23 protein-coding genes and 1 riboswitch are annotated in these 25,166 nt (G+C 39.0%); of the genes, 18 read left to right on the top strand and 5 right to left on the bottom strand.

Annotated features, from left to right (window positions below):
• Positions 1–149: 149 nt before the first annotated feature.
• From LXM54_RS13345 to LXM54_RS13315, 7 genes are all read left to right on the top strand, one after another.
• Positions 150–953, top strand: a complete 804-nt coding sequence (locus LXM54_RS13345; RefSeq protein WP_233315707.1) for a MurR/RpiR family transcriptional regulator — start codon at positions 150–152, stop codon at positions 951–953.
• 153 nt (positions 954–1,106) lie between these two features.
• A complete protein-coding gene (locus LXM54_RS13340; protein ID WP_233315706.1) occupies positions 1,107–1,550 on the top strand; it encodes a VanZ family protein in 444 nt (147 codons plus the stop codon).
• A 250-nt stretch (positions 1,551–1,800) separates the two neighbouring features.
• On the top strand, positions 1,801–4,008 hold the full coding sequence (locus tag LXM54_RS13335) for a GAP1-M domain-containing protein (RefSeq protein WP_233315705.1): 2,208 nt from the start codon (positions 1,801–1,803) through the stop codon (positions 4,006–4,008).
• Between the two features lie 139 nt (positions 4,009–4,147).
• A complete protein-coding gene (locus LXM54_RS13330; RefSeq protein ID WP_233315704.1) occupies positions 4,148–5,758 on the top strand; it encodes a gamma-glutamyltransferase family protein in 1,611 nt (536 codons plus the stop codon).
• Between the two features lie 114 nt (positions 5,759–5,872).
• Positions 5,873–6,793 (top strand): LCP family glycopolymer transferase, encoded by a 921-nt coding sequence (locus LXM54_RS13325; RefSeq protein ID WP_233315703.1) that lies wholly within the window; start codon positions 5,873–5,875, stop codon positions 6,791–6,793.
• Positions 6,794–7,159: 366 nt separating this feature from the next.
• Entirely contained in the window at positions 7,160–8,590 is a 1,431-nt protein-coding gene (locus LXM54_RS13320) for an NAD-dependent succinate-semialdehyde dehydrogenase (RefSeq protein WP_442780488.1), read from the top strand.
• A gap of 136 nt (positions 8,591–8,726) precedes the next feature.
• A complete protein-coding gene (locus LXM54_RS13315; protein WP_233315701.1) occupies positions 8,727–9,353 on the top strand; it encodes a cysteine hydrolase family protein in 627 nt (208 codons plus the stop codon).
• A gap of 90 nt (positions 9,354–9,443) precedes the next feature.
• Here the strand turns inward: LXM54_RS13315 and LXM54_RS13310 are convergent, their stop codons facing one another.
• Positions 9,444–11,144 (bottom strand): methyl-accepting chemotaxis protein, encoded by a 1,701-nt coding sequence (locus LXM54_RS13310; protein ID WP_233315700.1) that lies wholly within the window; start codon positions 11,142–11,144, stop codon positions 9,444–9,446.
• A 243-nt stretch (positions 11,145–11,387) separates the two neighbouring features.
• Between LXM54_RS13310 and LXM54_RS13305 the strand changes: the two genes are divergently transcribed.
• From LXM54_RS13305 to galU (LXM54_RS13275), 7 genes are all read left to right on the top strand, one after another.
• Positions 11,388–11,897 (top strand): cupin domain-containing protein, encoded by a 510-nt coding sequence (locus LXM54_RS13305; RefSeq protein WP_233315699.1) that lies wholly within the window; start codon positions 11,388–11,390, stop codon positions 11,895–11,897.
• A gap of 121 nt (positions 11,898–12,018) precedes the next feature.
• Positions 12,019–13,755: a phospho-sugar mutase gene (locus LXM54_RS13300; RefSeq protein ID WP_233315698.1), complete on the top strand. Its 1,737-nt coding sequence runs from the start codon at positions 12,019–12,021 to the stop codon at positions 13,753–13,755.
• A gap of 216 nt (positions 13,756–13,971) precedes the next feature.
• Positions 13,972–14,316, top strand: coding sequence for a single-stranded DNA-binding protein (locus LXM54_RS13295; RefSeq protein ID WP_233315697.1), 345 nt, complete (start codon positions 13,972–13,974; stop codon positions 14,314–14,316).
• Positions 14,317–14,354: 38 nt separating this feature from the next.
• Positions 14,355–14,516: a hypothetical protein gene (locus LXM54_RS13290; RefSeq protein WP_233315696.1), complete on the top strand. Its 162-nt coding sequence runs from the start codon at positions 14,355–14,357 to the stop codon at positions 14,514–14,516.
• A gap of 302 nt (positions 14,517–14,818) precedes the next feature.
• A complete protein-coding gene (locus tag LXM54_RS13285) occupies positions 14,819–15,700 on the top strand; it encodes an ABC transporter permease subunit (RefSeq protein WP_233315695.1) in 882 nt (293 codons plus the stop codon).
• Positions 15,693–16,616: an ABC transporter permease gene (locus LXM54_RS13280; protein WP_233315694.1), complete on the top strand. Its 924-nt coding sequence runs from the start codon at positions 15,693–15,695 to the stop codon at positions 16,614–16,616. The genes LXM54_RS13285 and LXM54_RS13280 overlap by 8 nt, the downstream gene beginning before the upstream one ends.
• Positions 16,617–16,688: 72 nt before the next feature.
• Positions 16,689–17,594 (top strand): UTP--glucose-1-phosphate uridylyltransferase GalU, encoded by a 906-nt coding sequence (gene galU, locus LXM54_RS13275; protein WP_233315693.1) that lies wholly within the window; start codon positions 16,689–16,691, stop codon positions 17,592–17,594.
• Positions 17,595–17,729: 135 nt separating this feature from the next.
• On the opposite strand, the gene LXM54_RS13270 is transcribed toward galU (LXM54_RS13275), so the two are convergent.
• A complete protein-coding gene (locus LXM54_RS13270) occupies positions 17,730–17,885 on the bottom strand; it encodes an anti-repressor SinI family protein (protein WP_233315692.1) in 156 nt (51 codons plus the stop codon).
• A 26-nt stretch (positions 17,886–17,911) separates the two neighbouring features.
• A riboswitch (cyclic di-GMP riboswitch) is annotated at positions 17,912–18,000 on the bottom strand.
• Positions 18,001–18,237: 237 nt separating this feature from the next.
• On the opposite strand from LXM54_RS13270, the gene LXM54_RS13265 reads away from it, so the two are divergent.
• The 3 genes from LXM54_RS13265 (at position 18,238) to gloA2 (ending at position 20,610) form a co-directional block, all read left to right on the top strand.
• Positions 18,238–18,996, top strand: coding sequence for a WecB/TagA/CpsF family glycosyltransferase (locus LXM54_RS13265; RefSeq protein ID WP_233315691.1), 759 nt, complete (start codon positions 18,238–18,240; stop codon positions 18,994–18,996).
• Between the two features lie 180 nt (positions 18,997–19,176).
• On the top strand, positions 19,177–20,142 hold the full coding sequence (gene galE, locus LXM54_RS13260; RefSeq protein ID WP_233315690.1) for a UDP-glucose 4-epimerase GalE: 966 nt from the start codon (positions 19,177–19,179) through the stop codon (positions 20,140–20,142).
• An 81-nt stretch (positions 20,143–20,223) separates the two neighbouring features.
• Complete coding sequence (gene gloA2 / locus LXM54_RS13255) at positions 20,224–20,610, top strand: SMU1112c/YaeR family gloxylase I-like metalloprotein (protein ID WP_233315689.1); 387 nt, start codon at positions 20,224–20,226, stop codon at positions 20,608–20,610.
• Between the two features lie 416 nt (positions 20,611–21,026).
• Here gloA2 and LXM54_RS13250 read toward each other — a convergent pair whose 3' ends face one another.
• The 3 genes from LXM54_RS13250 to tagU all read right to left on the bottom strand — a co-directional run bounded on the left by LXM54_RS13250 (position 21,027) and on the right by tagU (position 23,853).
• Positions 21,027–22,199 (bottom strand): CDP-glycerol glycerophosphotransferase family protein, encoded by a 1,173-nt coding sequence (locus LXM54_RS13250; protein ID WP_233315688.1) that lies wholly within the window; start codon positions 22,197–22,199, stop codon positions 21,027–21,029.
• A 1-nt stretch (position 22,200) separates the two neighbouring features.
• Positions 22,201–22,593: a glycerol-3-phosphate cytidylyltransferase gene (gene tagD / locus LXM54_RS13245; protein WP_233315687.1), complete on the bottom strand. Its 393-nt coding sequence runs from the start codon at positions 22,591–22,593 to the stop codon at positions 22,201–22,203.
• Positions 22,594–22,923: 330 nt separating this feature from the next.
• Positions 22,924–23,853 carry a polyisoprenyl-teichoic acid--peptidoglycan teichoic acid transferase TagU gene (gene tagU, locus LXM54_RS13240; RefSeq protein WP_233315686.1) on the bottom strand — a complete coding sequence of 310 codons (930 nt, stop codon included), beginning with the start codon at positions 23,851–23,853 and terminating at the stop codon, positions 22,924–22,926.
• A 311-nt stretch (positions 23,854–24,164) separates the two neighbouring features.
• On the opposite strand from tagU, the gene galU (LXM54_RS13235) reads away from it, so the two are divergent.
• Entirely contained in the window at positions 24,165–25,058 is an 894-nt protein-coding gene (gene galU, locus LXM54_RS13235) for a UTP--glucose-1-phosphate uridylyltransferase GalU (protein ID WP_233315685.1), read from the top strand.
• Positions 25,059–25,166 lie beyond the last annotated feature (108 nt).

Below are 25,166 nucleotides of genomic sequence, written 5' to 3'. Positions count from 1 at the left end.
ACATAGAAAACTGCTCTGTTAAATAGAGTGGTTTTTTTTGTATGTATCAAAAGACTTGCTTTTTCATTCTTATGAAATCAAAATAAAACTAGGAAAGATGGCAGGGTTTTCATTTTAGCTGTACAACTATGAAGCAAGTGGTGATAAAGATGAAGGATATTATATTTAGATTGTTGGACTTTATTAATAATCATAAAACGAGGGATACGAATTATTTCATTGCATTGAAATTGCTAGGCGATGTTTATAAGATTCCAGATATGAATATAAGTGCATTGGCAGATTCCTGCTTTACTTCACCTGCTGCTGTTACGAGGTTTTGCCGCAGGATTGGCTACAAGAACTTTCAGGAATTTAAGGATTATGCCAAAATAAGTGTGATGGATGCGTCACCAGCTTTCCAGTCGCAGAAAGTGGATAATCCAGAGCAGATTGGCGAAGTCCTGCAAAAAGTGCTTTATGAAAAGATTGTCGGCTGGCTGAAGGCATCAGAGAATATTATTGATGTCGAAAAGGTGCAGGGCATTATGGAATGCATTCACCATGCTAATAAGGTTTCTTTTTATGGCACACAGCTGTCTCAAGCAATGGCACAGGATTTTCAATTCAGGCTTGTAAGATTAGGAAAATTTGTAAGCGCTTATTCAGATGTGCAGGAACAAAAGACAGATATGGACGACTTAGATGAAAATTCCGTTGCGATTGTTGCAAGTCCGTCGGGAAGATTTGTTAAAGGCAATGAGGAATTAATGACAAAGCTGACAAAAACGAAGGCGAAAATCATCCTAATAACACATAATCAGGATGAAGACCTTTTAGAAAATGCTGATATTGTTTATTATTTAAATGGTGACACTCATGACAAAACAGGATTTTCCTCAGAAAGATTTTCGCTAATGTACTTTTTTGATTTTGCCATCGCTTACTATCAGCAGCTTTTCTATAAACAATAAGCTGTTAACAATTCGATAATTCATAAAAATAGGAGTCATGCCTTTATTTTAAAAGGCAGGCTCTTTTTTGTTTGAGGATTATTTTATGGAAATTTTGGAAAATGTGTTATGATAAGCAAAACTCAAAATTGAAAGAGCAAGGAAGATGATTAGGTGGTCAAATTAAATAAAAGGAACAAAAGGCTGATGCTGCTTGCTTCCATCTGTTTTATTTTTATCATGACAATGTTTCCAAATCGTTATTTAGGTATCGGAATTGAACCAGGCGGGCATAACTTTGTTCCGTTTTTGATGATAAAGGAAATGTTTGTTGAGCGGTCCGTTTTTACTTTCATCGTTAACAACATTGGCAATATCGCCTTGTTTATGCCATTCGGCTTTTTTCTGCCGCTTGCTTTACCGAGATTTAACCAATTTATCTTATGTACGGCAGTTGGCTGCTGCTTATCGGCAGCGATTGAATCCATCCAATGGTTTATGGAATACAGATGGAGCGATGTGGATGATCTTATTTTAAACACGGTGGGCACAATGGCCGGTTTTGGTCTATATAAAGCAGTAAAAAAAGCAGCAGACAGTATTTCAATTTCTGTATAGGCAGGCACGTATTTACGTGTCTGCTTTTTTTATTTGCTGCAAATATAACGGCTCGTACAGTTTTCTTGCAAAACGTTCTATTATACTAGTAATAATCCGTTTACGGTAGTACTAATATAGTGTAATATTTGCATTATATGACAAATAAAAAACAACATTTGGCGGACGAGCTATATACGTCCAAAGCAAGCTTTAAAAAATATGTTTCTCTTTTATGATCGGCAATTTTCACAGAAGGGAGGGGCGCCATGTGGGCAATAACTTTATTAAGCAATACATATATATGAAGAGTAAAAAAGGGCTCGGGGAAGGAATAGACAGAGCCATATTCACTCCTGAGCTTGATGAGGACTTTATTGAAAAGTATCTTCAACCTCTTTCCAGTTTAGAGATACAGAAGGATAATAAGCATAAGGATAACTATCCTCCTTCTTTTCTGCTTATCCAGCCTGAAACAGGACAACTTGTCATCGGCCAACAGCTGCTTAATGCTCAGTCTAATATACTATCGGCGCATTATTTTATCATTCCTGGTGCAAGTAAGGATGAGTGGGTTAAAAATCCTGAAAAACTGTTTCATGCCCAGTTTGCAAATGGGACGGAAGTGGATGATGAGGAATCATTGGCAGAATTAGCGGATATTCCCTACAAAAAGACGGAAAATATATATAGAAAAAAGCAGGAGCTGTTTTACAGCCTGAAAATCGATGAAAGCATCTTTAAAAAACTGTTGTTGGCTTGTTTAGCTGCAACAGAAAGCGGAAAAACCGTATATATATCCCTAGATGTACCTATTCTTGAGCATAGTAGGCATGCAATGACTTTATTAGAACTGCTGTACATACATTTGCCATATGCTGCGAGGGCAGTATTGGGGGCTGTATCGTTCAAGGAAGCTGCAGCAAAGCAAAAATATGTTCATTTGATGTTTGTGGAGCCAGGGAGCATTCGACTAAGAAATCATGTATTCGAAAATCAGTTTGTTTTTGATTTTACAACGAAAAGAATAAGTGGTGTGGATATGGAAGGACAAAAACATGAATACCTCGATTTTGCATATGATGCCCTGCAGACAGCTTCAAGACTGGATGATTTTTTCCTATTTGCAGAAAGGGCACTGAAAGGTTTAAAGCTGGCTGATCAACTGAATATCAGCTATTATAATCGATTATGTGCCATCTATTTGCTGGAGGAAACCGCTTATGATGGTTATGAACGGGATAAGCTAGGTATTTTGCAGCTTCTATTGGCATTGCTTCAAAAAAACCATAAAGAAAAACCAGAAATAATCGACATAACAGGGAAGATTCTGCACAGGGAAAGGCTCCAAAAAGACCCGGGGATTGCAAAAGAGTATATGAAGGCTGTGTTTGCGATCAACCAAATAACTCGTCAGGTCGAAGCGGTGGAGTTTACGGTAAGGACACTTGCTTATTTCAATGATGAGCAGCTTGCTCATGAGATTTGGACATTATTGCAGAAATACCCACTTTTATATAAGCAGGTTCTTCTCTTTATGGATGATATTAAAGGGTCCTATCAAGAGGTCCTATTTCTTCATGTAGACGATAAACTCAGTCAGCGCCACTCGCTTGAATTATTCCTAGCCAATTTGGCAGATCTTTTGCATGCGCATTCTTTCTTTATTGATGATAAGGAATTTGTTAAGCGTGTTAAAAAACGATTCCTGCTTGAAGTGAAAAAAAGCAGCAAGCCCTTCTTTGTTGCAGAAGAATTATTTGTCTTTTTAACAGAACAGCACATACATCCTGACTTTATAGAGGTAGTAATGCCAGATATAAAGCTGGAGCTTTTGAAGCTGGCTCAATTGGAGCGCTTGCAGCTGGAGGATGTCCGCATTTTTGGAGTGCTGTTTCTTTCACCTCAAGGGCAAAGGGATGCTGCCCTTTACAAAAAGGGTGTGGAAGGGGAAATCTTTAGACTGCTCAGTGCGCTATATAAAGCATTTTTTGAGCAGATAGATCATATTTACAGCATAACAGAGCTTGTTGATGGTTATCTTGTAGATGATGCAAAGCAAGCTGGAAAAAATATGATGAAAGAAGCAGGTCTGTTTGAACCATTTGAAAGACTTGTCCTTTTCTTCCAAAGACGTGACGGGAAGGTAGAACATGACAAGCTGTTTGCTTTTCTTGCTATTTATGGTACTGGTGTGCAGATGCTCGAGTATATTAGATGGTCATACAAGAAATATGGAATGCAGGATATTGGCTATGTTCGGGCACTCAAAGGCTATCTAGCCGGAGACCGTAATTCAATCTGGAAGGATAAAGACTATCAGCGTAAGTTAAAGGCAATAAGATCACAGTCTTTTAAGAAGCTTCTAAAGGAAGTAAAGAGGAAACGCTCAAGCAAGGTCTCGCTATTATTTGGCAAATACGGATTTTTGCTAGTTTTGATAGCTATCCTTGCCGCAGGCAGTTTTCTGTTAATATGAGGCAGCAATTCATCAAGAATTGCTGCTTTTTTTAATTTGCTGTATAGCTAAATGATTTCTTATGTTAAAATAATAGAAAATTGTAAATTTTCATTATAAAAGGGTAACCCTGCCCAATACATACATAACAGGAGGCACTATGCTAAATCACGATCCGCTTTACAATCCATATCCATCAAAAAGAAACACCATTTTTGCGAAGAAAGGAATGGTTGCAACATCCCAGCCCCTTGCTGCACAAGCAGGAATTGATATTCTAAAAAAAGGCGGGAATGCAGTAGATGCGGCAATAGCTACTGCAGCAGCCTTAACTGTCGTTGAACCTACTTCAAACGGCATTGGCGGGGACGCCTTTGCAATTGTTTGGATTAATAATAAGCTTCATGGCTTAAATGCCAGCGGCCCTGCTCCAAGTGCAATCTCGATTGATGCTGTGAAAGAGGCAGGTCATGAAAAGATGCCTAAGTATGGCTTAACTCCAGTAACGGTGCCTGGCGCACCTGCAGCTTGGGTTGAATTATCTAAGAAGTTCGGTAAGCTGCCATTAACAGAGGTGCTAAAACCGGCGATTGCTTATGCAGAAGAAGGCTATCCTGTATCGGCGACATTAGGCCACTTTTGGGAGAAAGCACATCAAGCATTTTCTAAAGCCTGTACAGATGATGTTTTTCAAAATTGGTTTGAAACCTTTGCCCCAAATGGCACACCGCCAAAAATCGGCGATATATGGAAGTCTGAGTATCACGGCAAAACACTGCGCGCTATCGCCGAGACGAATGGCGAGGCTTTCTACAAAGGGGAAATTGCTGATAAAATTGATGCATTTTCTAAAAAATACGGCGGCTATATTAGGAAGGAAGACTTGGCAGCTTATGCTCCTGAATGGGTCGACCCGATTTCTGTCCACTATAAAGGTTATGATGTTTGGGAAATACCACCTAACGGCCAAGGACTGATTGCCTTGATGGCGCTTAACACGCTGAAGGAGGATCAGTTCTCTGCAAAGGATGCAGTTGAAACATATCATCTTCAAATTGAAGCAATGAAGCTTGCTTTCACAGATGGTCTTAAATATATCACTGAGGAAGATAAAATGAGTGTTAAAACTGCAGAGCTTCTGTCTGATGAATATGCCAAGGCTAGACGCAGCCTTATTGGTGAAACGGCCATTGAGCCAATGCCAGGTAATCCGCCAAAAGGAGGAACAGTCTATTTAGCAGCAGCAGATGAAGAAGGCAATATGGTTTCCTTTATTCAAAGCAACTATATGGGATTTGGGTCTGGTGTAGTTGTGCCCGAAACAGGCATAGCCCTGCAGAACAGAGGCCATGGCTTCAGTCTTGATCCTGAGCATGATAATGCGCTCGTTCCTGGCAAAAAAACATATCATACAATTATTCCTGGATTTATCACAAAGGATAATGAAGCGGTCGGCCCATTTGGTGTAATGGGTGGCTTCATGCAGCCTCAAGGTCATCTGCAAGTAGCGATGAACTTGATTGACTTCTCTCTAAATCCGCAATCTGCATTGGATGCTCCACGCTGGCAGTGGGTGGAGAAAAAGGTCGTTCATATTGAGCCGTCCTTCCCTGAGCATATTGCTCACGCATTAGCAAGAAAAGGCCACGAAGTGCAATGGGCTCTTGATTCTGGTTCGTTCGGAAGAGGCCAGATTATTGTTCGTCAGAAAAACGGTGTTCTTGCAGGCGGAACAGAGTCGAGAACAGATGGCTGTGTAGCTTCTTGGTAAGGAAAAAGCTTCCTCTTATGGAAGCTTTTTTTATGTGAATCGCCTGTTTTTCATGTTCTTTTAATGTTTATTTGCTATTATCAAACATATTTTGACTAAGAAAGAGAGAATGATATGAAGAAAAAAATTCTGATAACAATCGGCTGTATCCTTGCCGTGCTTGTGTTAGGAATTGGCGGATATGCGGCTTATCTTTATCATTATGTGGAAAAAACGGCAGATAAGATGTACCAGCCAATTGATGATGAGGAGCAATCTGCGGCAAAGAAAAGGGAAGAAAATTTGTCCAACAGTAAGCCAATTTCGATTGCATTAATGGGTGTGGACGAAAGAGAAGGGGATGTAGGGCGCTCTGATACGCTTATGGTATTGACAGTCAACCCGCAAGCGAAAAAAATGCAGATAGTTAGCATCCCAAGGGACACAAAAACAGAAATTATCGGTGCAGATAAAACAACAAAAATCAATGCAGCTTATGCCTACGGCGGTGTGAAGATGGCTCTTGATACGGTAGAGAATTTCACTGGCATTGATATTGATTATTATGCACAAGTAAATATGGAAGCTTTAAGTGATCTTGTTGATGCAGTCGGTGGAATTACAGTCAATAATGAACTGGACTGGATTGATGAAGGCTACTATAAAAAAGGTTATCATTATGCAGAAGGCAACATCCAATTGGATGGTGCGAAGGCACTTGGATTTGTACGTATGCGCCATCTTGATCCAAACGGAGATTTCGGCAGAAATGAACGCCAGCGGAAGGTGCTGACAGCTATCATTGACAAGGCAGCAAGCATTTCTTCTGTCTCTAAGTTCGATGATATCTTAAATGTGCTTGGCAGCAATGTGAAAACAAACATGACTTTTGACGAAATGATGGATATTCAAAAGAACTATCGCAATGCAAGAAATAATATAGAACAGTATGAAGTTGCTGGAACAGGTGATACTTCCACTGGAACGTATTACTTGCTTGTTTCTGATGAGGAAAAGCAAAAGGTTCACGATATGCTTGCTGGTAACTTGGAATAAGAGCGGGAAACCGCTCTTTTTTTATACCTTCCAAGCATATTAATTTGAAGACTGAACTCCCCGTTAAAGGGCAATATAAGGCAGACTGAAGTATCATTGGTGTTATTATCCAATCCTGCTGTGAGCTTCTAGGCAGGGGATAGCCTGTGCAATCTGTTAAAATAGGATTGTATCTTATAAAACACATAAACCGAATTTAATGAAAATACATGCATCGGGTAACAGCTTTTTGGATTTAAAACCTCATCGAGTTTTTAAGATGAAAAGAGGTGTGCTTTAAGGAACGTAAATATGTGTACTTTAGCACAATGTTTTGGTAATCCAACAACTTAAATTGCCCGCATCCAAAAAGGAGGATTATATATGTTGTATATAAATGGAGAATGGTGTGAAGCGCTAGGCGGTGAAACATATCCTGTTCATAATCCGGCCACAGGAGAGCTGATTAAAGAAACAGCAAAAGGCGGAAAGGAAGATGCACAAATAGCTATTGGCGCTGCTAAAGAGGCGCTTAGTGCGTGGTCGAAGCTGACAGCAAAAGACAGGTATGTATATTTGAAAAAAGCGGCTGATTTACTTCGTGACCGTGTTGGTTCATTAGCAAACACCATTACAACAGAGATGGGAAAACCTCTTGCAGAAAGCAGAGGAGAAGTGCAGCTTGCAGCAGAATACCTTGATTGGTATGCAGAGGAAGGAAAACGCATATATGGCGACACAGTTCCTTCCAGCTCTCCAACGAAGAGGATTCTTGTATTAAGGCAGCCAATTGGTGTCGTTGGCGCTATTACTCCTTGGAATTTTCCGATAGCGATGATACTAAGAAAGGTTGCGCCAGCTCTTGCAGCAGGCTGTACGGTAGTAATTAAACCGGCAGAGTCCACGCCGCTGACTGCCATTGAAGTCATGAAGGCTTTTCATGATGCTGGTTTGCCGAAAGGCGTATTAAATCTTGTTCACGGCATGCCGAAGGAAATTGGAGATGCGATGATGGAAAGCTCAGATGTTCGCAAGATAACATTTACTGGTTCAACTAAGGTAGGTAAAGAGCTTGCGAAGCGCGCGGCAGATACAATGAAAAAAATCTCGATGGAACTTGGCGGTCATGCTCCATTCCTTATCTTTGAAGATGCAGATTTGGAGAAGGCAGCAGACGGTGTGATTGCAAGTAAATTCCGCAATGCAGGCCAAACCTGTGTATGTACAAACCGTGTTTATGTACAGAAGAGCATCAGTGAAAAATTCGCTCAAATACTGACAGAGAAAATGACAGCACTGGTTGTTGGAAATGGGCTTGAGGACGGCATCACAATCGGGCCGCTCATCAATGAAAATGCGGTTAAAAAAACAGCTGAGCATGTTGAGGATTCTATCAAAAAAGGAGCGAAGCTGCTTACAGGCGGGAAAAAACCGGAAGGAGACCAATTCAAAAATGGTTTCTTCTATGAACCGACTATCCTAGCACATGCCACACATGATATGAAAATTGCTTCGGAAGAAACGTTTGGGCCGGTTGCTCCACTCTTTGATTTCGAAACAGAAGAGGAAGCAGTAGCATTAGCCAATAATACAGTCTATGGCCTTGCTGCTTATTTTTACACTAATGACGTTTCGCGAATCTTCCGCGTGTCTGAATCGTTGGAGTATGGCATCATTGGCATTAATGATCCGCTGCCAACAGTTGCACAAGCACCGTTTGGCGGCGTTAAGGAATCTGGTGTTGGCCGTGAAGGCGGTAAGTATGGAATTGAGGACTATTTAGAGTATAAATACTTGTCTCTTGAATTAAATATTTAAGTTTCAGGCTGATTACAAACAACTGCTTTAAGGTATTCACTCCTTCAAGCAGTTGTTTTTTTGTGGATACAGTTTAGCCTTTAACAAATACTAAGAAGGAGCAATGCTTAAATGACTTAGGAAAGGGTGAATATGGATGGGTGTAGAATGGAATCCAGCTCGAAGTGCACTTGTTATTGTCGATGTGCAAAACGACTACTGTCATAAAGAAGGAAGCTTGGCAAAGCAAGGCTTGGACGTCTCAATGGCGGAACAGATGATGCCAAATCTTCATAGAATGATACGTGCATGCAAGGAAAAGAACGTGCCGGTAATCTACATTCAGACAATTCATGAGGACAGTACAGACTCAAAGACTTGGGTAAAGCGATTAAAGGGTAAAAGCCAAACAGATCTTTGCCGCAAAGACACATGGGGTGCTGAATTCTTCCAATTAACTCCAGACGAAAAAGAGGATGTTATTGTGGTGAAGCATCGTTATAGTGCTTTTATCAACACAAGATTTGATTCTGTCCTCCGCGCCATGGAAATTGAAACATTGCTTATGGCAGGTGTCAGCACAAATATATGTGTGGAATCAACTGCCAGAGACGGCTTTATGCTTGATTATGATGTGCTTCTATTGTCTGATTGTACAGGCGCTTTCACCCGTGAAGCGTATGATATGTCATTAAAGACAATACACCAGTTTTTTGGTACTGTAACTAGCTCTGAAGAAATTCTGAAAAGCTTAGATGTAAAGGTGCCAGTAGGACAGGCGTAGTCTTTTTTGAAATGTTCAAGCATACAATAAAAATAAGCACGAAAAACCCACAAAGGAAATATCCTTTGTGGGTTAAAATAGTTTCAGATTTTAGATTTTGAATTGGTTCACAACTGTCATCAGTTCTTCAGCCATGCCAGCTAATACTTGTGCGGAAGCCTTGATTTCTTCCATTGAAGCTAATTGCTCCTCAGTCGATGAAGCAACTTCCTCTGTATTATTGCCATTTACTTTTGATAATGTGGCGATTTCATCAGCAGAGGCTGTTACTTCTTTTACATAAGAAGCGATGCGCTGAATCGTTTCTGCCACCGCGCTGATTTTAGGTGTAACCATTTTTGTGCTGTTCAAAATCTCACCAAATGTAGCAGCAGTTTCTGTTGAGATTTTCACACCATTTTCTGCTTGTGACTTCGCATCATTTAATAGTTCAACCGATTCAGCAGTATCCTTTTGAATGCCGCTCAACAGTCTGGAAATATCCTTTGCTGATACTTGTGATTGTTCTGCAAGCTTGCGCACTTCATCTGCAACAACAGCAAAGCCTTTGCCGTTCTCTCCGGCTCTGGCAGCTTCAATAGCCGCATTCAATGCAAGCAGGTTTGTCTGTTCAGCAATATTGCTGATAATATCAATAATCGAACCGATTTCCTTAGACCTTTCAGAAAGAGAAGCGATAACACTATTGGAACGATTTACAGACTGAAAGATGGATTCCATTTGAGCCAAGGAGCTGCTGATAGAATTTGAGCCCTTTTCTGCATTGCTAGAAGCTGTTTTGGAAAGCTCTGAGACAACATCTGTATCCTTCTCAATTTTAAGAATACCATTAAGGATGCCAGACAGAGAGCTGGAGTTATCGTTTGTTTTAGCAATTGTAATGTCTGTGCTGCTAGCAATCTGCTGAATGGAGGATGTGATGTTTTCCGCTGCCCGTGTTGACTGGTCGGCACTTGCATTCAGCTGTTCTGCACTTGAAGCAACATGGTCTGCATTGCTGGCAATTTTCGTAATCATGTCTTTTAAGCTGTCTTGCATTTGTGTAAATGATTCATTCAAGTGATAAATTTCATCTTTATTTTTAAGCAACAGCGGTTCTGTGTTTAAATCTCCGTCTGCGACTTGCTGCATTTTTCTTTGCAGCTTGCTGATTGGTTTTGTAATAAAGAGCGACTGGAACACACCTGCAGCAATAGCAATGACAGTTGCTGCAATGCTGACAATCAAGATGATAAGGGAACGGTTTTGCGCATCTTGTTGAGCTTCAGCTATTTTTGGTTCCATAATCTCGTTATTTAGCCATGTTATTAAGGAGGTGGTTCTGTCTAACATATTATTTGAAAGAGGTGTAATTGTTTCTAAGCCTTCAGCAATAGCTGCCTCTTTATTGGTGGACGGGCTTGACAGGCTGTTCATAACAGAGTTTGCATTTTGGAAGAATTCCTCATTCAGTTTTTGGATTTCATCGAGTCTGTCTTTTGTTTCTTTAAGTGTTGCGAGCTTTTTGCCTTTTTCAACAAGATTTTTAATATTGCTGTTTGCTCCATTTAGCTGGCTTTTAAATTCTGGTGTTTCATAAAGCATAAAGCCTCTGTAGCTTGCTACTTGCTGTGCTGTATTAGTTTTGATTTCATCACTGATAGTGCGCAGCTCAGCAACAGTGTTAATAAGATATTCAAAAGAATCTTCTGTTTTTTTGGAGCTGCTGTAAGAGTAATAGGAAGCAATGGTAAAAATGAGGGAAATGATAATAAAGCTTCCGATAAGTTTTTGTTTAATGCTGATGTTCATTACCTGTCCTTCTCCTTTAAGAAAAATAAGTTGTAGAAACGAAAACAAAGCACCGTATGTAAAGGGATAAAATTAGATCAAAAGGCGCTGTTCCTTTTCTTATGTGGGTTCTTTCTATATCGGCAAGAAAAATGGAATTTAAAGTATATTGATGAAAATACAAAAAACTTTTTTAATGCTTTAGTAGGAGTGATTTTTGCTTAAAGGGGGTATAGGGAAGGTAGAGAGGGGGAGTGGGCTAAGATGACTCGAGATATCACGCTCTACTACTTTGAGCCAAATGGCTTTATTCCTAATCATCCTACATTTCCAGTCCTGCATTATAAGCGGGTGTTAAAAAATAGTGAACATAATATAGGGAAGATATTCCAATCTCATAACTGGAGAAACAGCTGGGTGGATGGAGTTTTCTCATACCATCATTATCACAGTAATGCCCATGAGGTGCTTGGGATAATGAAGGGTTCTGCTTTGGTGCAAATTGGCGGGGAACAAGGGAGCAAGCTTGTTCTTCATGCAGGTGATGTTCTGCTGCTACCTGCTGGAACTGGCCATAAGAAGCTGTCCGGGACTCCGGATTTGCAAGTCATTGGTGCATATCCTAACGGACAGGATTATAATACAAGAAGGGATACGGAGGAGGATTACCGTGCTGCTATTGCAGAAATAGAAAAAGCTCCATTTCCCGAAGAAGATCCCATATTTGGTAAGCGAGGACCGCTGATTGAAATATGGACGAAAACTAAGGAGTAAATACCTAAATTAGTAAAGGGAAAACGATGGCTTCTGCCCCGGATTGCCCTTTACATAAATACATATTTTAGGTAATGTTAAGACAGGTAAAAATATTAATTAAAGGTGGGAATCTGGCAATATGGTTTATCAAGATATAGTAGCAAAATGGGCTAGTTTTGAAGATTTAGAGCCAAATTTAAAAGCGCAATTGCTGGAATTGCAAAAATCTGAAAAACTGCTCGAGGATAGCTTTTACAAGCATTTAGAATTTGGCACTGGCGGAATGCGCGGCGAACTTGGCCCCGGCATCAACCGCATGAACATCTATACAGTGCGTAAAGCTGCCCAAGGATTGGGAAAATACATACTAGAACAAGGCAAAGAGGCGATGGAGCGCGGTGTGGCAGTAGCATATGACTCCCGTCACCAATCACCAGAATTTGCGTTGGAAGTTGCAAAAGTAGTGGGCAAGCTTGGTATCAAATCCTATGTATTCGAAGAGCTCCGCCCAACACCTGAGCTATCATTTGCAGTGCGCCACCTTAATACATTTGCTGGTGTCGTTATCACTGCAAGCCATAATCCGCCTGAATATAATGGCTTTAAAGCATATGGGGAAGATGGTGGGCAGCTGCCTCCGGAAGCCGCAGATGTGATTATTAAATATGTAAACGCAGTAGAAGATGAGCTTACAATCGAAGTGCTCGAAGAGTCTGAGCTATTAGAACAAGGCTTATTGACATATATCGGAGCTGACGTTGATGCAGCTTATGTGGAACAGCTGAAAACTATTCAGCTTAACAAGCTTCCAGAAGCGGAAGATTTGAAAATCGTCTTCACACCGCTGCACGGTACGGCGAATAAGCCTGTGCGCGCAGGACTACATGCATTTGGCTTCGGCAATGTAACAGTTGTTAAGGAGCAAGAGCTGCCAGATGCAAACTTCTCTACAGTAAAATCTCCAAACCCGGAAGAGCATGCTGCATTTGAAATTGCTATCCGTTATGGAAAAGAAATTGATGCAGATATTCTTTTAGGAACAGATCCAGATGCAGACCGCCTTGGTGTTGCTGTGAAGGACTTAACAGGAGAATATACAGTTCTTACTGGTAACCAATTAGGAGCGTTAATGCTTGAGTACTTGCTGTCAGAGAAAAAAGCAAAAGGTATTCTGCCTGAAAACGGTATTGTTATTAAAACAATCGTAACATCTGAAATTGGAAGAACAATTGCAGAAGCATATGGTATTCCAACATTAGATACATTGACTGGCTTCAAATTCATTGGAGAAAAAATCAAAGAATTTGAACAAACTAATCAGCATACTTTCCTATTTGGATATGAGGAAAGCTATGGTTACTTGATTGGTGATTTCGTACGCGATAAAGATGCTGTGCAGTCAGCAATCTTTGCGGCAGAAGTTGCGGCGTATTACAAAGCAAAAGGCATGACATTGTTTGAAGGCTTGCTTGCAATCTTTGAAAAATACGGCTTCTACCAAGAAGGACTTGAATCTCTAACTCTTAAAGGAAAAGATGGCGCGGAGCAAATCTCTTACATTATGGATACATTCCGTCAAGATCCTATTTCTGAAGTGAGCGGGCTGCAAGTTGTTGCAATCGAAGATTATCAGACAAGCAAACGTACGGAGAATGTGAAGGAAATCCTAATCGATCTTCCAAAATCCAATGTTATTAAATACTATTTAGAAGACGGCTCATGGTTCTGCCTGCGTCCATCAGGAACGGAACCAAAAGCTAAATTCTATTTCAGTGTTACTAGCTCTTCTCTTGAAGAAAGCCAAGGGAAGCTGGCTCAGCTGAAAGCTGGCGTTATGGATAAAGTCCAAGCAGTAATCGCATCTTACGAGCAATAATAGAAGAAGCGGATAAAGCATTTATGCTTTATCCGTTTTTTTATATAAATTACCGAAAGATAAAATTTGCCCATAAAAACCTTTGATAATGTTAATTTTTCTAAAAGGAAACATGAGTTTTCTAACTGCTAACTTCTATTCCTATTAGGCTTACTGATTTTTCAATATTCTCCTCTTTTAGTATGATAAGCTTGCTAGGAAGAAAGGGGTGATCCATTGATAAATCAGGTCACATTAGTAGGGAGATTGACCCGTGATCCTGAACTGAAGCTAACACAAGGAGGTACTTCTGTCACTAATATTTTGCTTGCAGTTCAGCGAAACTATCGCAATCAAGCAGGTGAGTACGAAGCAGATTTCATTCCGTGCATTTTCTGGAACAAAGCAGCAGAAAATATCGTCCATTACTGCCGCAAAGGCTTTATGATAGCCTTAATCGGGAGAATCCAGACGAGAAACTATGAAAATGAAGAAGGAAAAAGAGTTTATGTGACGGAAGTGGTTGCAGAATATGTTCGGTTTTTGGAACCGAAAAATCAAGAGCAGCTCATTCCAACATGATGCCAAGACAATGAAGCGAAAAAGGAGGTGGCAAATGGATGAACAGCAGTGAAAATATGTCCGACTTGCTGTCCGCTTTAATTTCCATGCAAGCTAAAACACTAAAAAAAATGGAACAGCAAAATGTTCGGATTCGCCAATTAGAATATGTAATACAAGAGGAATTCTCCAAAACACAACGCTCCTTGCCTACACTCTAAAAAGCATATATTCCCAAAAAAGAAGTAGATTTCTCCCTCCCGTTTAAAGGTCGTTTTAAACAAAAACCTTCTTAAAGAGAATCAATCAAATCCCCATACCAACCCCAAATTTAAAGAGCGTCCAAAAAGAGACGCTCTTTTCTGTTATACAGATATAATGCTAAAGTAAATCTATTCGTTTATTCTAAATTGTAAAAATCTTTATTGATAAGCACTAGAATTATATGGTAGATTAGTATGGTTGGTATTTAGTGAATCGAATTATATATAAAAATAGTAATTAACAGAACGGGAGGAATTTTATGAGAATATGGAAGGCAACCTTTGCCCAATTGCTCAGCCTCATTTTCTTGCTTGTGCTTGCTGCATTTCCTCTTGTTTTGTTCAGTGGGAACAGTGGAGAAATTGTATTTAATGTTTCTGGAGTTTTTGCCATCATAAAAGTTTTTTTCATAGGATTGTTTAGCGGAGATTCCTATTATTTTACCCAAGGAGATCGGTCTGTTTTTATCTTTACTGTTATTGGGGACAGTTTTGCCGATTCTTTTTATTATTTAATAATTGCCGGTATCAGTGTGCTTGCACTGACTTTTCTGCTCGGAATATGGTTTTGGAAGGTGAACGAACGCTTTTTTGGCAAGGTAATCAGCCTGCTAGGTATATTGCCTGATTTTATCCTTATATTGCTGCTGCAGCTGTTCGTAACCATTGTATATAAAAACTTTGGTATTAAGCTTGCTAAAGTGGCTTCCTTTGATTCGAATGATACAGCAGTTCTGCTGCCAATTATCACTTTGATTATTATTCCGCTGTTGTATGCCGTTAAAGCGTTAAATGAAAAAACAAAGGATGTGCTGACACAGGATTATATTCTTACAGCGATTGCTAAAGGGGTTAAGAAAAAGGATATTTACTTGTACCATGTTACAGCGAATGTGACCCCTTATTTAAAAGCAGATTTGCATAAAATTTTGGCAATTATGATCAGCAATTTATTCATTGTAGAATATATCTTTAACCTGAACGGAATAACGGCCTTGTTCTTTCAGACACAAGCTTATTTTGGCTATCAGTATAATTTGGTCATATTTTGCCTGGTAGCTTTGTTCTTGTTATATGGAGCAGTTTTTTTCCTGCTGTACATGCTTATTATTTTTATGGAAAGGATCTTGAAGTATGACTAAGAAATGGAATGTAAAGCTTGTCACAGGTCTGTTCCTATTAGCAGTGTTTGTGCTGATTGGTTTGTTCGGTTCTTATATTGCTCCATATCCTGCTGATTATAAGGTGAAGGTAGGATACATGGAGACAGATAATGGCAAAGAATTTGTTGCTCCGCCATTAGAACCATCAGAGCAATATTTATTTGGAACAGATAAATGGGGGAAGGATATATTATCCCTTATTCTTCATGGTGCTAAATATACAGTGTTTACGGTGTTAATTGTTGCTGCAGTCCGGCTTTTTGCAGGAGGAATTGCTGGTGTATTTGGCGGATTGGCTGCAAACGGAAGAAAAAGAAGCAAGCATGGACGAATAACACTATTAACAAGTATTCCGCCTGTTATCATCATTTATTTCATTATGCTCGGAATCAATATAAACCCAAGTCTGTCAACATTCTCTCTTATTATGATACAAGGAGTGCTAATGGCAGCACTTGGAGTGCCAGGTGTGTATAATGTTGTTTATTCAAAAACAGCCGAAATAAAAGAAAATCTTTTTATTATGGCTTCCGTCACACTTGGCGGGAACAAAAGCCATATTTTAAAAAAACATATCCTGCCTATTTTAAAAGGGGATTTTATCATTCTGTATTTGAATGAAACCATTCAGGTGCTGCATTTAATGGGACAGTTGGCGATATTTAATTTGTTTTTTGGTGGAACTGTGTTTCAGCCTGATTTCTCTACTTATATCTCTATGACAAATGAATGGTCTGGGCTGATTGGGCAGTCTCGTGCGTTTCTATCTTATACACAGTGGATTCTTATATATCCTTTACTAGCTTTTATGCTATTTCTATTTTCGTTCTATTTAATCTCCCAAGGCTTAAGTGAACAAAGCAGAAAAAGCCACCGGAAGAATCCCTATATCTAATAGTAGAAATGATAGTTTATCCTGATAGAAACAAGGGAAAAGAATCCTATAATAATTAGGAGGGAATACACCATGAAGAAAATTAGGAAGGCTATCATACCAGCAGCAGGACTTGGAACTAGATTTTTGCCTGCTACAAAAGCAATGCCAAAGGAAATGCTTCCTATCGTAGACAAGCCGACTATCCAGTACATAGTAGAGGAAGCGGTCGCTTCTGGAATTGAGGACATTATTATTGTCACTGGTAAAGGAAAAAGATCAATCGAGGATCATTTTGACAGTGCCAATGATTTGGAATGGAATCTTGAAGCAAAAGGCAAAGATGATTTGCTGAATAAAGTCCGCTTTGCCTCTAATTTGGCTGATATCCATTATATCCGTCAAAAGGAGCCTAAAGGGTTGGGGCATGCAGTTTGGTGTGCAAGGAATTTCATTGGGGATGAACCTTTTGCCGTGCTCCTTGGAGACGACATTGTGCAGAGTGATGTTCCGTGCTTAAAGCAGCTGATTAATCAATTTGAGGAAACTCAGTCCTCCATCATTGGAGTTCAGCAAGTTCCAGAAGAAGAAACAGACCGATATGGCATTGTTGATCCTGGAGAGAAAGCAGGCAGAAGATATCAAGTGAAGAATTTCGTTGAGAAGCCGGAGAAAGGGACTGCGCCATCGAATTTGGCGATTTTAGGCAGATATATCCTGACACCGGAAATTTTTATGTTTTTAGAGAACCAAAAAACAGGTGCAGGCGGAGAAATTCAGTTGACTGACGCTATTCAGCAGCTGAATCAAATACAGCGCGTCTTTGCTTATGATTTTGAAGGAGACAGATATGATGTCGGTGAAAAGCTTGGCTTTGTAAAAACGACCATTGATTTTGCACTTCAGAATGAAGAAATTAAAGATGAGGTTTATAAGTTTTTACATGACAGGATAGAGAAAACGAAGGGTAATAAGGCAAATGTGGAGCAATATGGATAAGAAGCACAGATAACGTTCTTTACGGCAAACATTTCATTATATGGAATGTTTGTCTTTATGTACATAAACTGTGCCATGCATGTTGCATATCCATAAGAGGTGTTTTTAAAAGATTGTTCAGAAAAGTAGTGTATACTATTTTAAATCTGGTTTTTGATTGGAAAGAAAAGCACTTACTTGTTTGCTAGTAAGTCCTAAGCGTTTGGCTTCAAGCACCAATTCAACCCACTCGCTATCTAGCTCTGCTGGATCTATCGTTTCTAGTTCTTTTACTGGTAACAAATTTAACACCGTAATAAAACCTCCTTATATTCTCATAAGGTGACCCAGCCATCATAGCAGTATGAGCTGCCTTAGATCTGTAGCTTTGCGTCCCATCTTTTCAGATGGTTTGCCTTTATCTTGGATAATTTGTTTTGTTGCTGTCTTAAGTTCAAGCATATTGCTAGTTTGAAAAGTCTTTTAAAAACACATGTATATTTTATCACTTTTTATTCACATATTAAAAGTTTTTAGTGAGGTAAAGTTTCGACAAAATCCAACAAAATGACTAGTTTCAGCAAAGAACCATGGGGATAATTGTAACATGCCTTAAATTTTTATATAATGAAGCTACACTATGCAAGGCAGGAGACATTACGAGATGGACAAGAAGTGGATGGGAAACATTGAGGTGAATGTTCTTCATACAAATGAAGCGATTGCCGCAATGACAGATAAATTAAAGGCATATGATAAAGCAAATGTATTTTTCCTGAACGATCATTGTTATAACTTAGCCCAGAAGGATAACGAATACTTAAACCTTCTTAACAGCAGTGAATTTTTGCTGAATGACGGAATCGGGATCGAAATTGGCGCTAAAATGTTTGGCTTTTCTTTTAAGGAGAACTTGAACGGCACAGACTTTATTCCGGCTTTGTTTAATAAGCTTAAAAGTCATAAAGATAGACAATATAATGTATATTTACTCGGAGCAAAGCCTGGTGTTGCTGAGGCGGCTCTGCATAGATTACAGCAGCAGTTCCCTCATTTGAACTTTGTTGGAGAACAGCACGGCTATTTTGATTCCGGCAGTGTAGCTGATGTTATTGCGGATATTAATGACAAGCAAACAGACATCCTTCTAGTAGGATTAGGGATGCCTATACAGGAAAAATGGATTGCTGAAAACAGGGAAAGGTTAAATTGCACGCTGGCATTTGCAGTCGGGGCATTTTTAGACTTTTCGTCAGGCAATGTTACAAGAGCCCCGGCTTTTTTTCGCAAGCTGCGTCTTGAATGGCTTTATCGAATGCTGAAAGAGCCGAAGAGATTATGGAAGCGTAACTTAGTCGGTCATGTGGAATTTTTTTATTATGTTTTAAAAAACAGAAAAAGAAAAATGCCGGCAGCTGGCTGACGAAAAAGGGGGGATGATGACATCCTTCCTTTTTTTCTAGGGAAATTCACACCTGTACAAAGTATGAAATAAGGAAAATTTGCCAATGAAAATTTTTTTCTAAATAGTCATGTGATAAAATGACAATATACGGGTATTAATAGATTGTGAGAAAAATTATGTATATAAAGGAGATTTAATATGATTCTAGTAGTAGGCGGAGCCGGCTATATCGGCAGTCATCTAGTAAAAGAACTAGTTGAAAAGGAAGAAGTCATCGTACTCGATAACCTGGCGACAGGCCATCAGGAATCTGTGGATGAAAGAGCAGTATTCATTAAAGGAGATTTAGGAAAAGAAGAAGATTTGGAGCCGATTTTTTCTAAATATCCAATTAAAGCAGTTATGCATTTTGCTGCGTTCAGCTTAGTCGGCGAATCAGTGCAAGACCCATATAAATACTATGAAAATAATGTTGCCAATACTTTAACATTGTTGAAGACAATGCTTAAATATAATGTTAAAAATTTCATTTTTTCATCAACAGCAGCTACATACGGTATTCCAGAAGATGAAATTATTTTAGAAAGCTCTAAAACATCCCCAATCAATCCTTATGGAAAATCAAAGCTGATGGTAGAACAAATCTTAGCTGATTTTCATGCAGCATACGGATTGAACTATGTGGTTCTTCGCTACTTTAATGCAGCAGGTGCCCATGAGTCAGGAGCTATCGGTGAACAGCATGATCCGGAAACACATTTGATTCCGATTATCCTGCAGCATTTATTAGGACAAAGAGAGTCTATTTCTGTTTTTGGAACAGATTATCCGACAGAAGATGGCACATGTATCCGTGACTATATCCATGTAACAGATTTAGCAGCTGCCCATATTAAAGCAGTGGAGGCTCTTTTAGATGGCAGCAAACAGGCGGAAACATATAATCTGGGAAATGGTGTTGGCTATTCCGTTAAAGAAGTCATTGAAACATGTGAAAAGGTGACAGGCAAACAAGCTAATGTTGTTTTGGCAGAAAGACGAGCAGGAGACCCTGCAAGACTCATTGCCTCATCAAGCAAAATCTATGAAGATCTTGGCTGGAAGGCAGAAAGAGGCTTAGAGACTATTATCGAAAGTGCTTGGGACTGGCATAAAAAAGCATGATGTTTGCTTTGGCGGAGGAATGCAGCTTGCATTTCTTCGCTTTTTTTACAGAATGAAACATATGGAAAAAGGAGCGATAATATGAAAGTCAACAAAGTGCATCATATAGCAATTATTTGCAGTGATTATCAAATTTCTAAATCATTTTATGTGGATATTTTAAAATTCAAACCAATTAGAGAAGTCTTTCGGGAAGAGCGTAATTCATATAAACTCGACCTTATGGTTAACGATGTTTATCAGCTAGAGCTATTCTCTTTTCCCAATCCGAAGAAAAGGCCGAGTTTTCCGGAAGCAGCAGGCTTGCGTCATATCGCATTTGAAGTGGATGACATTGCTGAAACAGTTTCCTATTTACAAAGTCAATCTATTGAAGTAGAAGATATTCGTGTAGATGAATTTACAGATAAAAAATTTACATTTTTTGCAGATCCAGATGGGCTGCCAATCGAAATTTATGAAAAGTGACAGCTTTCGCCCTTTTTATTTTCCGCCCTTAAATTTAGAAAGAATACTTAATGTGTGCAAGATGAACTGCTTGTCCTGAGTAGTTAATAGTCTCCAGCTTCCTGCTTTTATTTTCATTTAGTATCATCCTTTCCTATTGGAAGTTTGTTTTCATATACTACTTATACCGCATTCGGACAAATAAGAAACAACAAAAATATCAACAAATGCTGACATTTTATTTCCCGAGAAATTTCGGGGAATTTCCTTATTCCAGCATGTTCTGCATTATTTCGTCAAAAAACCGACTAAAGGGCGCTTTAGTCGGTTTTTGCTGTAGACATTTTCAGGGGGGCGTTTAGAAGGAGGATGTTAATTTCTGATAGCTCCAATTAATATTTTCTACTATATATAGAAAAAAACGACTGAAGACAGCTTCAGTCGTTTAGCCATTCTATTATTAATGCAGCGACTTTTTCGCTGGACTGTCCTGTGGAATATTCGTTCCAGCGTTTATGGAATGTATCTATGCGATTTAAGTCATACTCATTTTTTGTCAGGATGTCTGCGAGCTCTGCTGTCGTATGGGCGACAGGACCTGGTACGAGTTTGTTATAGTCTGTCCAAAAACCTCTGTCCTTTGCATATTCTTCGAGATCATATGGGAAGAATATCATTGGTCTTCTCAAGAAAGAGTACTCGAATGGGATAGAAGAGTAATCCGTAATGAGCAGGTCGGTAATGAGAAGCAGTTCATTAATATAAGGATATTCTGAAACATCATAGACAGCAGCATCCATTTCAGGCAAGTGTGCCTTTTCTTTAATAGATGGGTGAAGTCTAATTAAGATGACAATGTCCTCACCTAGCCTGTTTTTCAATTGCTTTATGTCGAGGTTTGAATTTGTAATGCCGTTATTTTCGCCTCTGAAGGTTGGAGCATATAATAGAATTCTTTTATTTTCAAACTGAGGGTACTCGCTATATACTTTTGTTATTGTTTCCTTTTTGCGTGTTTCGTCAAAAAAAATATCTGTGCGAGGTATTCCGGTATGCATTATTTGCCGTTCTTGAATCGAGAATGCTTCATGAAAAATATGATCCATCTCATGTGAGCCGGTAATTACATATTGAAACTTGCTGTATACATCCTTAAATCGCTGATTAGCTTTGCTTGTCCGATTTTGAATACTCGAATCCTTCAATCCAAAGGTTTTGATGGCACCGGCAGCATGCCAAATTTGAAGCACCTTAACATTTGGCTTGAATGTAATGCTTGAGAGGAAGCCGAAATAATTATCAAGAATAACTACTTTTGCAGTCGCAAGATACCGAATTCCTGCCAAAAAGGCTTTAGGCTTTCGTGGTGTAAATTCAAGCACTTGACCAATTTGTTTTTCCTCGAGCATTTCTTTCGTTTGTGCTGTTGCTGCCAGAAAAATACAGCGTTTGTCGTCAGCAGTTTTCTTAAGTTCTTCATATATATGCATGCTGTTTTCAGGGAAAGACACACAAAAAACTATTTTCTTTTGTTGCGGGAATAGGCTGCTAATCCGAAACAACAAAGAAAATAGCGTTAAATACAAGGAAATCGCAAATTCCCTTATCATATTACTTTACCTTGAATAGGTCCTTCTTGATTTTAGAAGTAGAGATACCGACAGTTCTAGGCAGGTAAACAACTTCGCAATAATCTTTCAAGAAGTCGAACTTCCCTTCCCAGTCATCACCCATTACGAATACATCGATATTATGGTCAACAACGTCTCTAACCTTTTGATCCCAATCATGTTCAGGGATAACTTCATCCACATAACGGATTGCTTCCAAAATCATTTTTCTGTTTTCATAGCTATGGTATGCTTTTTTATCTTTAATTGCATTGAATTCATCGCTGGACAGGGCAACTGTTAAATGATCCCCAAGTTCTTTTGCTCTTTTCAAAATATTAATATGACCCCAGTGCAATAAATCGAAGGTGCCATAAGTGATTACTTTTTTCATTTGTATCCTCCTAAATGTGAAGTTCCTTGTGCTTCTTATAATAACGGCTAGTCATTCTGTTATTTTATTTAGCAGTGTTAGTCAATGTGCATGGATTTTTGTCCAAGCGTTTTCTCATAATTACCTTAAATTTATGATTTATTGTTTCCCAATTACCTTATTTTAAAACCTTTCCCCCATTATGACAAGTATTTCTATATTAATCGCCAGCTGCTTTCATAAAATTGAAAAATTGCTGAAAAAAATGTCATCTAAACATATTTTCTGTCAAACAGTGTCATAAAGGCAAAGGGAAGGAGATAAGCAGCATATGCTTATCTCCTTCTAAGGTTAGTTTACTTTTAAATGGTCTTTTAGTTCCGTCTGGATGTTAGTTTTTTCTGCATCATCCACAATTAAATACCAAACGCCGTCAATTGTCTGGCCTGTGCCATTAATCGTTAATTGCTCGATGTTGCCGGCAGCTTGTTTATAATTCTTTTGGATATCTACCATTTCATCAAATGTAAGGTTTGTCTTAATGTTTTTGCTTAACGCAGCAAAGATATCATCGAAGTTAGTAAGCGAGTTTAAACTTGCCCCTTCCTTCAACACTGCTTGGATGATCATGCGCTGTCTCAGCTGGCGTCCGAAGTCTCCGCGAGGGTCTTCATAACGCATACGAGAGAATTTAAGTGCTTTTTCACCGTCAAGGGTAACCTGTCCTTCAGGGAAATGAACACCTTCATACGTGAAATCAAGGTCATTATTCACAGTAACTCCGCCAACAGAATCTACAATATCTTTAAAACCTTCCATATTGATTTGCATATAATAATCAATTGGGATGTCCAGGAAGTTCTCAACAGTATCCATAGACATGGCAACACCGCCAAATGCATAAGCGTGATTGATTTTATCTGTTGTTCCGTGTCCGACAATTTCTGTCCGTGTATCGCGAGGGATGCTGAGCATTTTTACAGATTTCTTCTCTGGATTAACGGTCATGACAATCATCGTATCTGATCTACCGCTGTCTCCGTCGCGTTCATCGACGCCGAGCATCAATACTGAAAAAGGCTCCTGCTGCTCTAAACTTAACGTTTCTGTTCGTTTTGTTGTTTCCCTGTCAACAGGCTCGTGCATTGAGTTCACGGCATTTGATAGGGAATTATAAACCGTATATACATAAGCACCGATACCTATTAAAAGGATCAGCAGTATAATGCCAGTGATTCGCAGCCACTTTCGTTTCTTCTTTTTAGGTTTTTCCGACCTCATATTGGCTATACCTCCATATCTTGACAAATATTGATAAAACTACTTTTAAGATAGCAGAAATACGTGGGTTTGAATACAAATTTCAACAAATTATTATATTAATATTCGTTTCTGAATCAGCAATTATGCCTAGTAACATAGAAGTACTCCAATCAGATGTATTTGTACATATGTATCAGAACAAACATTTTTCTGTATACTAATTAATAATTGAAACAAAATAGAAACTTTTGCCCTGCTGTAATCGGTGGACAATAAATAGTATTGCATATAAAATAGAGGTAAGATAGGAATAATTTGGAGGTAAATAAATGTCTAAAGTAAGAAAAGCGATAATACCAGCTGCAGGTCTTGGAACTAGATTTTTACCAGCTACAAAAGCGATGCCAAAGGAAATGCTACCAATCGTAGACAAACCGACTATCCAATATATTGTTGAAGAAGCAATTGCTTCTGGAATTGAAGACATCATCATTGTTACTGGAAAAGGGAAAAGAGCGATTGAGGACCATTTTGATAACGCTTGGGAATTAGAAGAAAACCTAGTTGCGAAAGAGAAGTTCGACCTTCTTAAAAAAGTGAAAGAATCATCTAATGTTGATATTCACTATATTCGTCAAAAAGAGCCGAAAGGTTTAGGTCATGCTGTATGGTGTGCGAGAAACTTCATCGGTGATGAACCATTTGCAGTCTTGTTAGGCGATGATATTGTCGATAGTGAAGATCCATGTTTAGGTCAGCTTATGTCCCAATATGACCAAACATTATCATCCGTAATCGGTGTTCAAGTTGTTCCTGATTCAGAGACACACCGATATGGTATTGTTGATCCGATTGACGACTCTGGAAGAAGACACCAAGTGAAAAAGTTCGTAGAGAAGCCAAAGCAAGGTACTGCTCCATCTAATTTAGCGATTATTGGCCGCTATATTTTCACTCCGGAAATTTTCCGATTCCTTGAAGAGCAAGAAGTAGGTGCAGGCGGAGAAATCCAGCTGACAGATGCGATCGAAAAGCTTAACCAAATCCAACGAGTGTTCGCTTACGAATTTGAAGGAAATCGTTATGATGTCGGTGAGCAGTTAGGTTTCATTCAGACAACAATCGAGCTTGCTTTAAAACGTGATGATATTAAAGACAAGTTGGAAGTGTACTTAAAAGACTTAGTTGAAAAATTGCAGGATGAGCCTGTAAACAATAAATAAGAAGCTTTATAAAAGAGGGTGAAAACCCTCTTTTTTTTATTGCCAGTATTAGGATGATTTACCTGTGATTTTCATACTAGATGCTATTAACATACACCCTCTTTTCAT

This window comes from Bacillus sp. Au-Bac7, from assembly GCF_021341655.1.
Lineage (GTDB): Bacteria > Bacillota > Bacilli > Bacillales > Cytobacillaceae > Niallia.
This window is presented reverse-complemented; position numbering and strand designations above follow the sequence as displayed.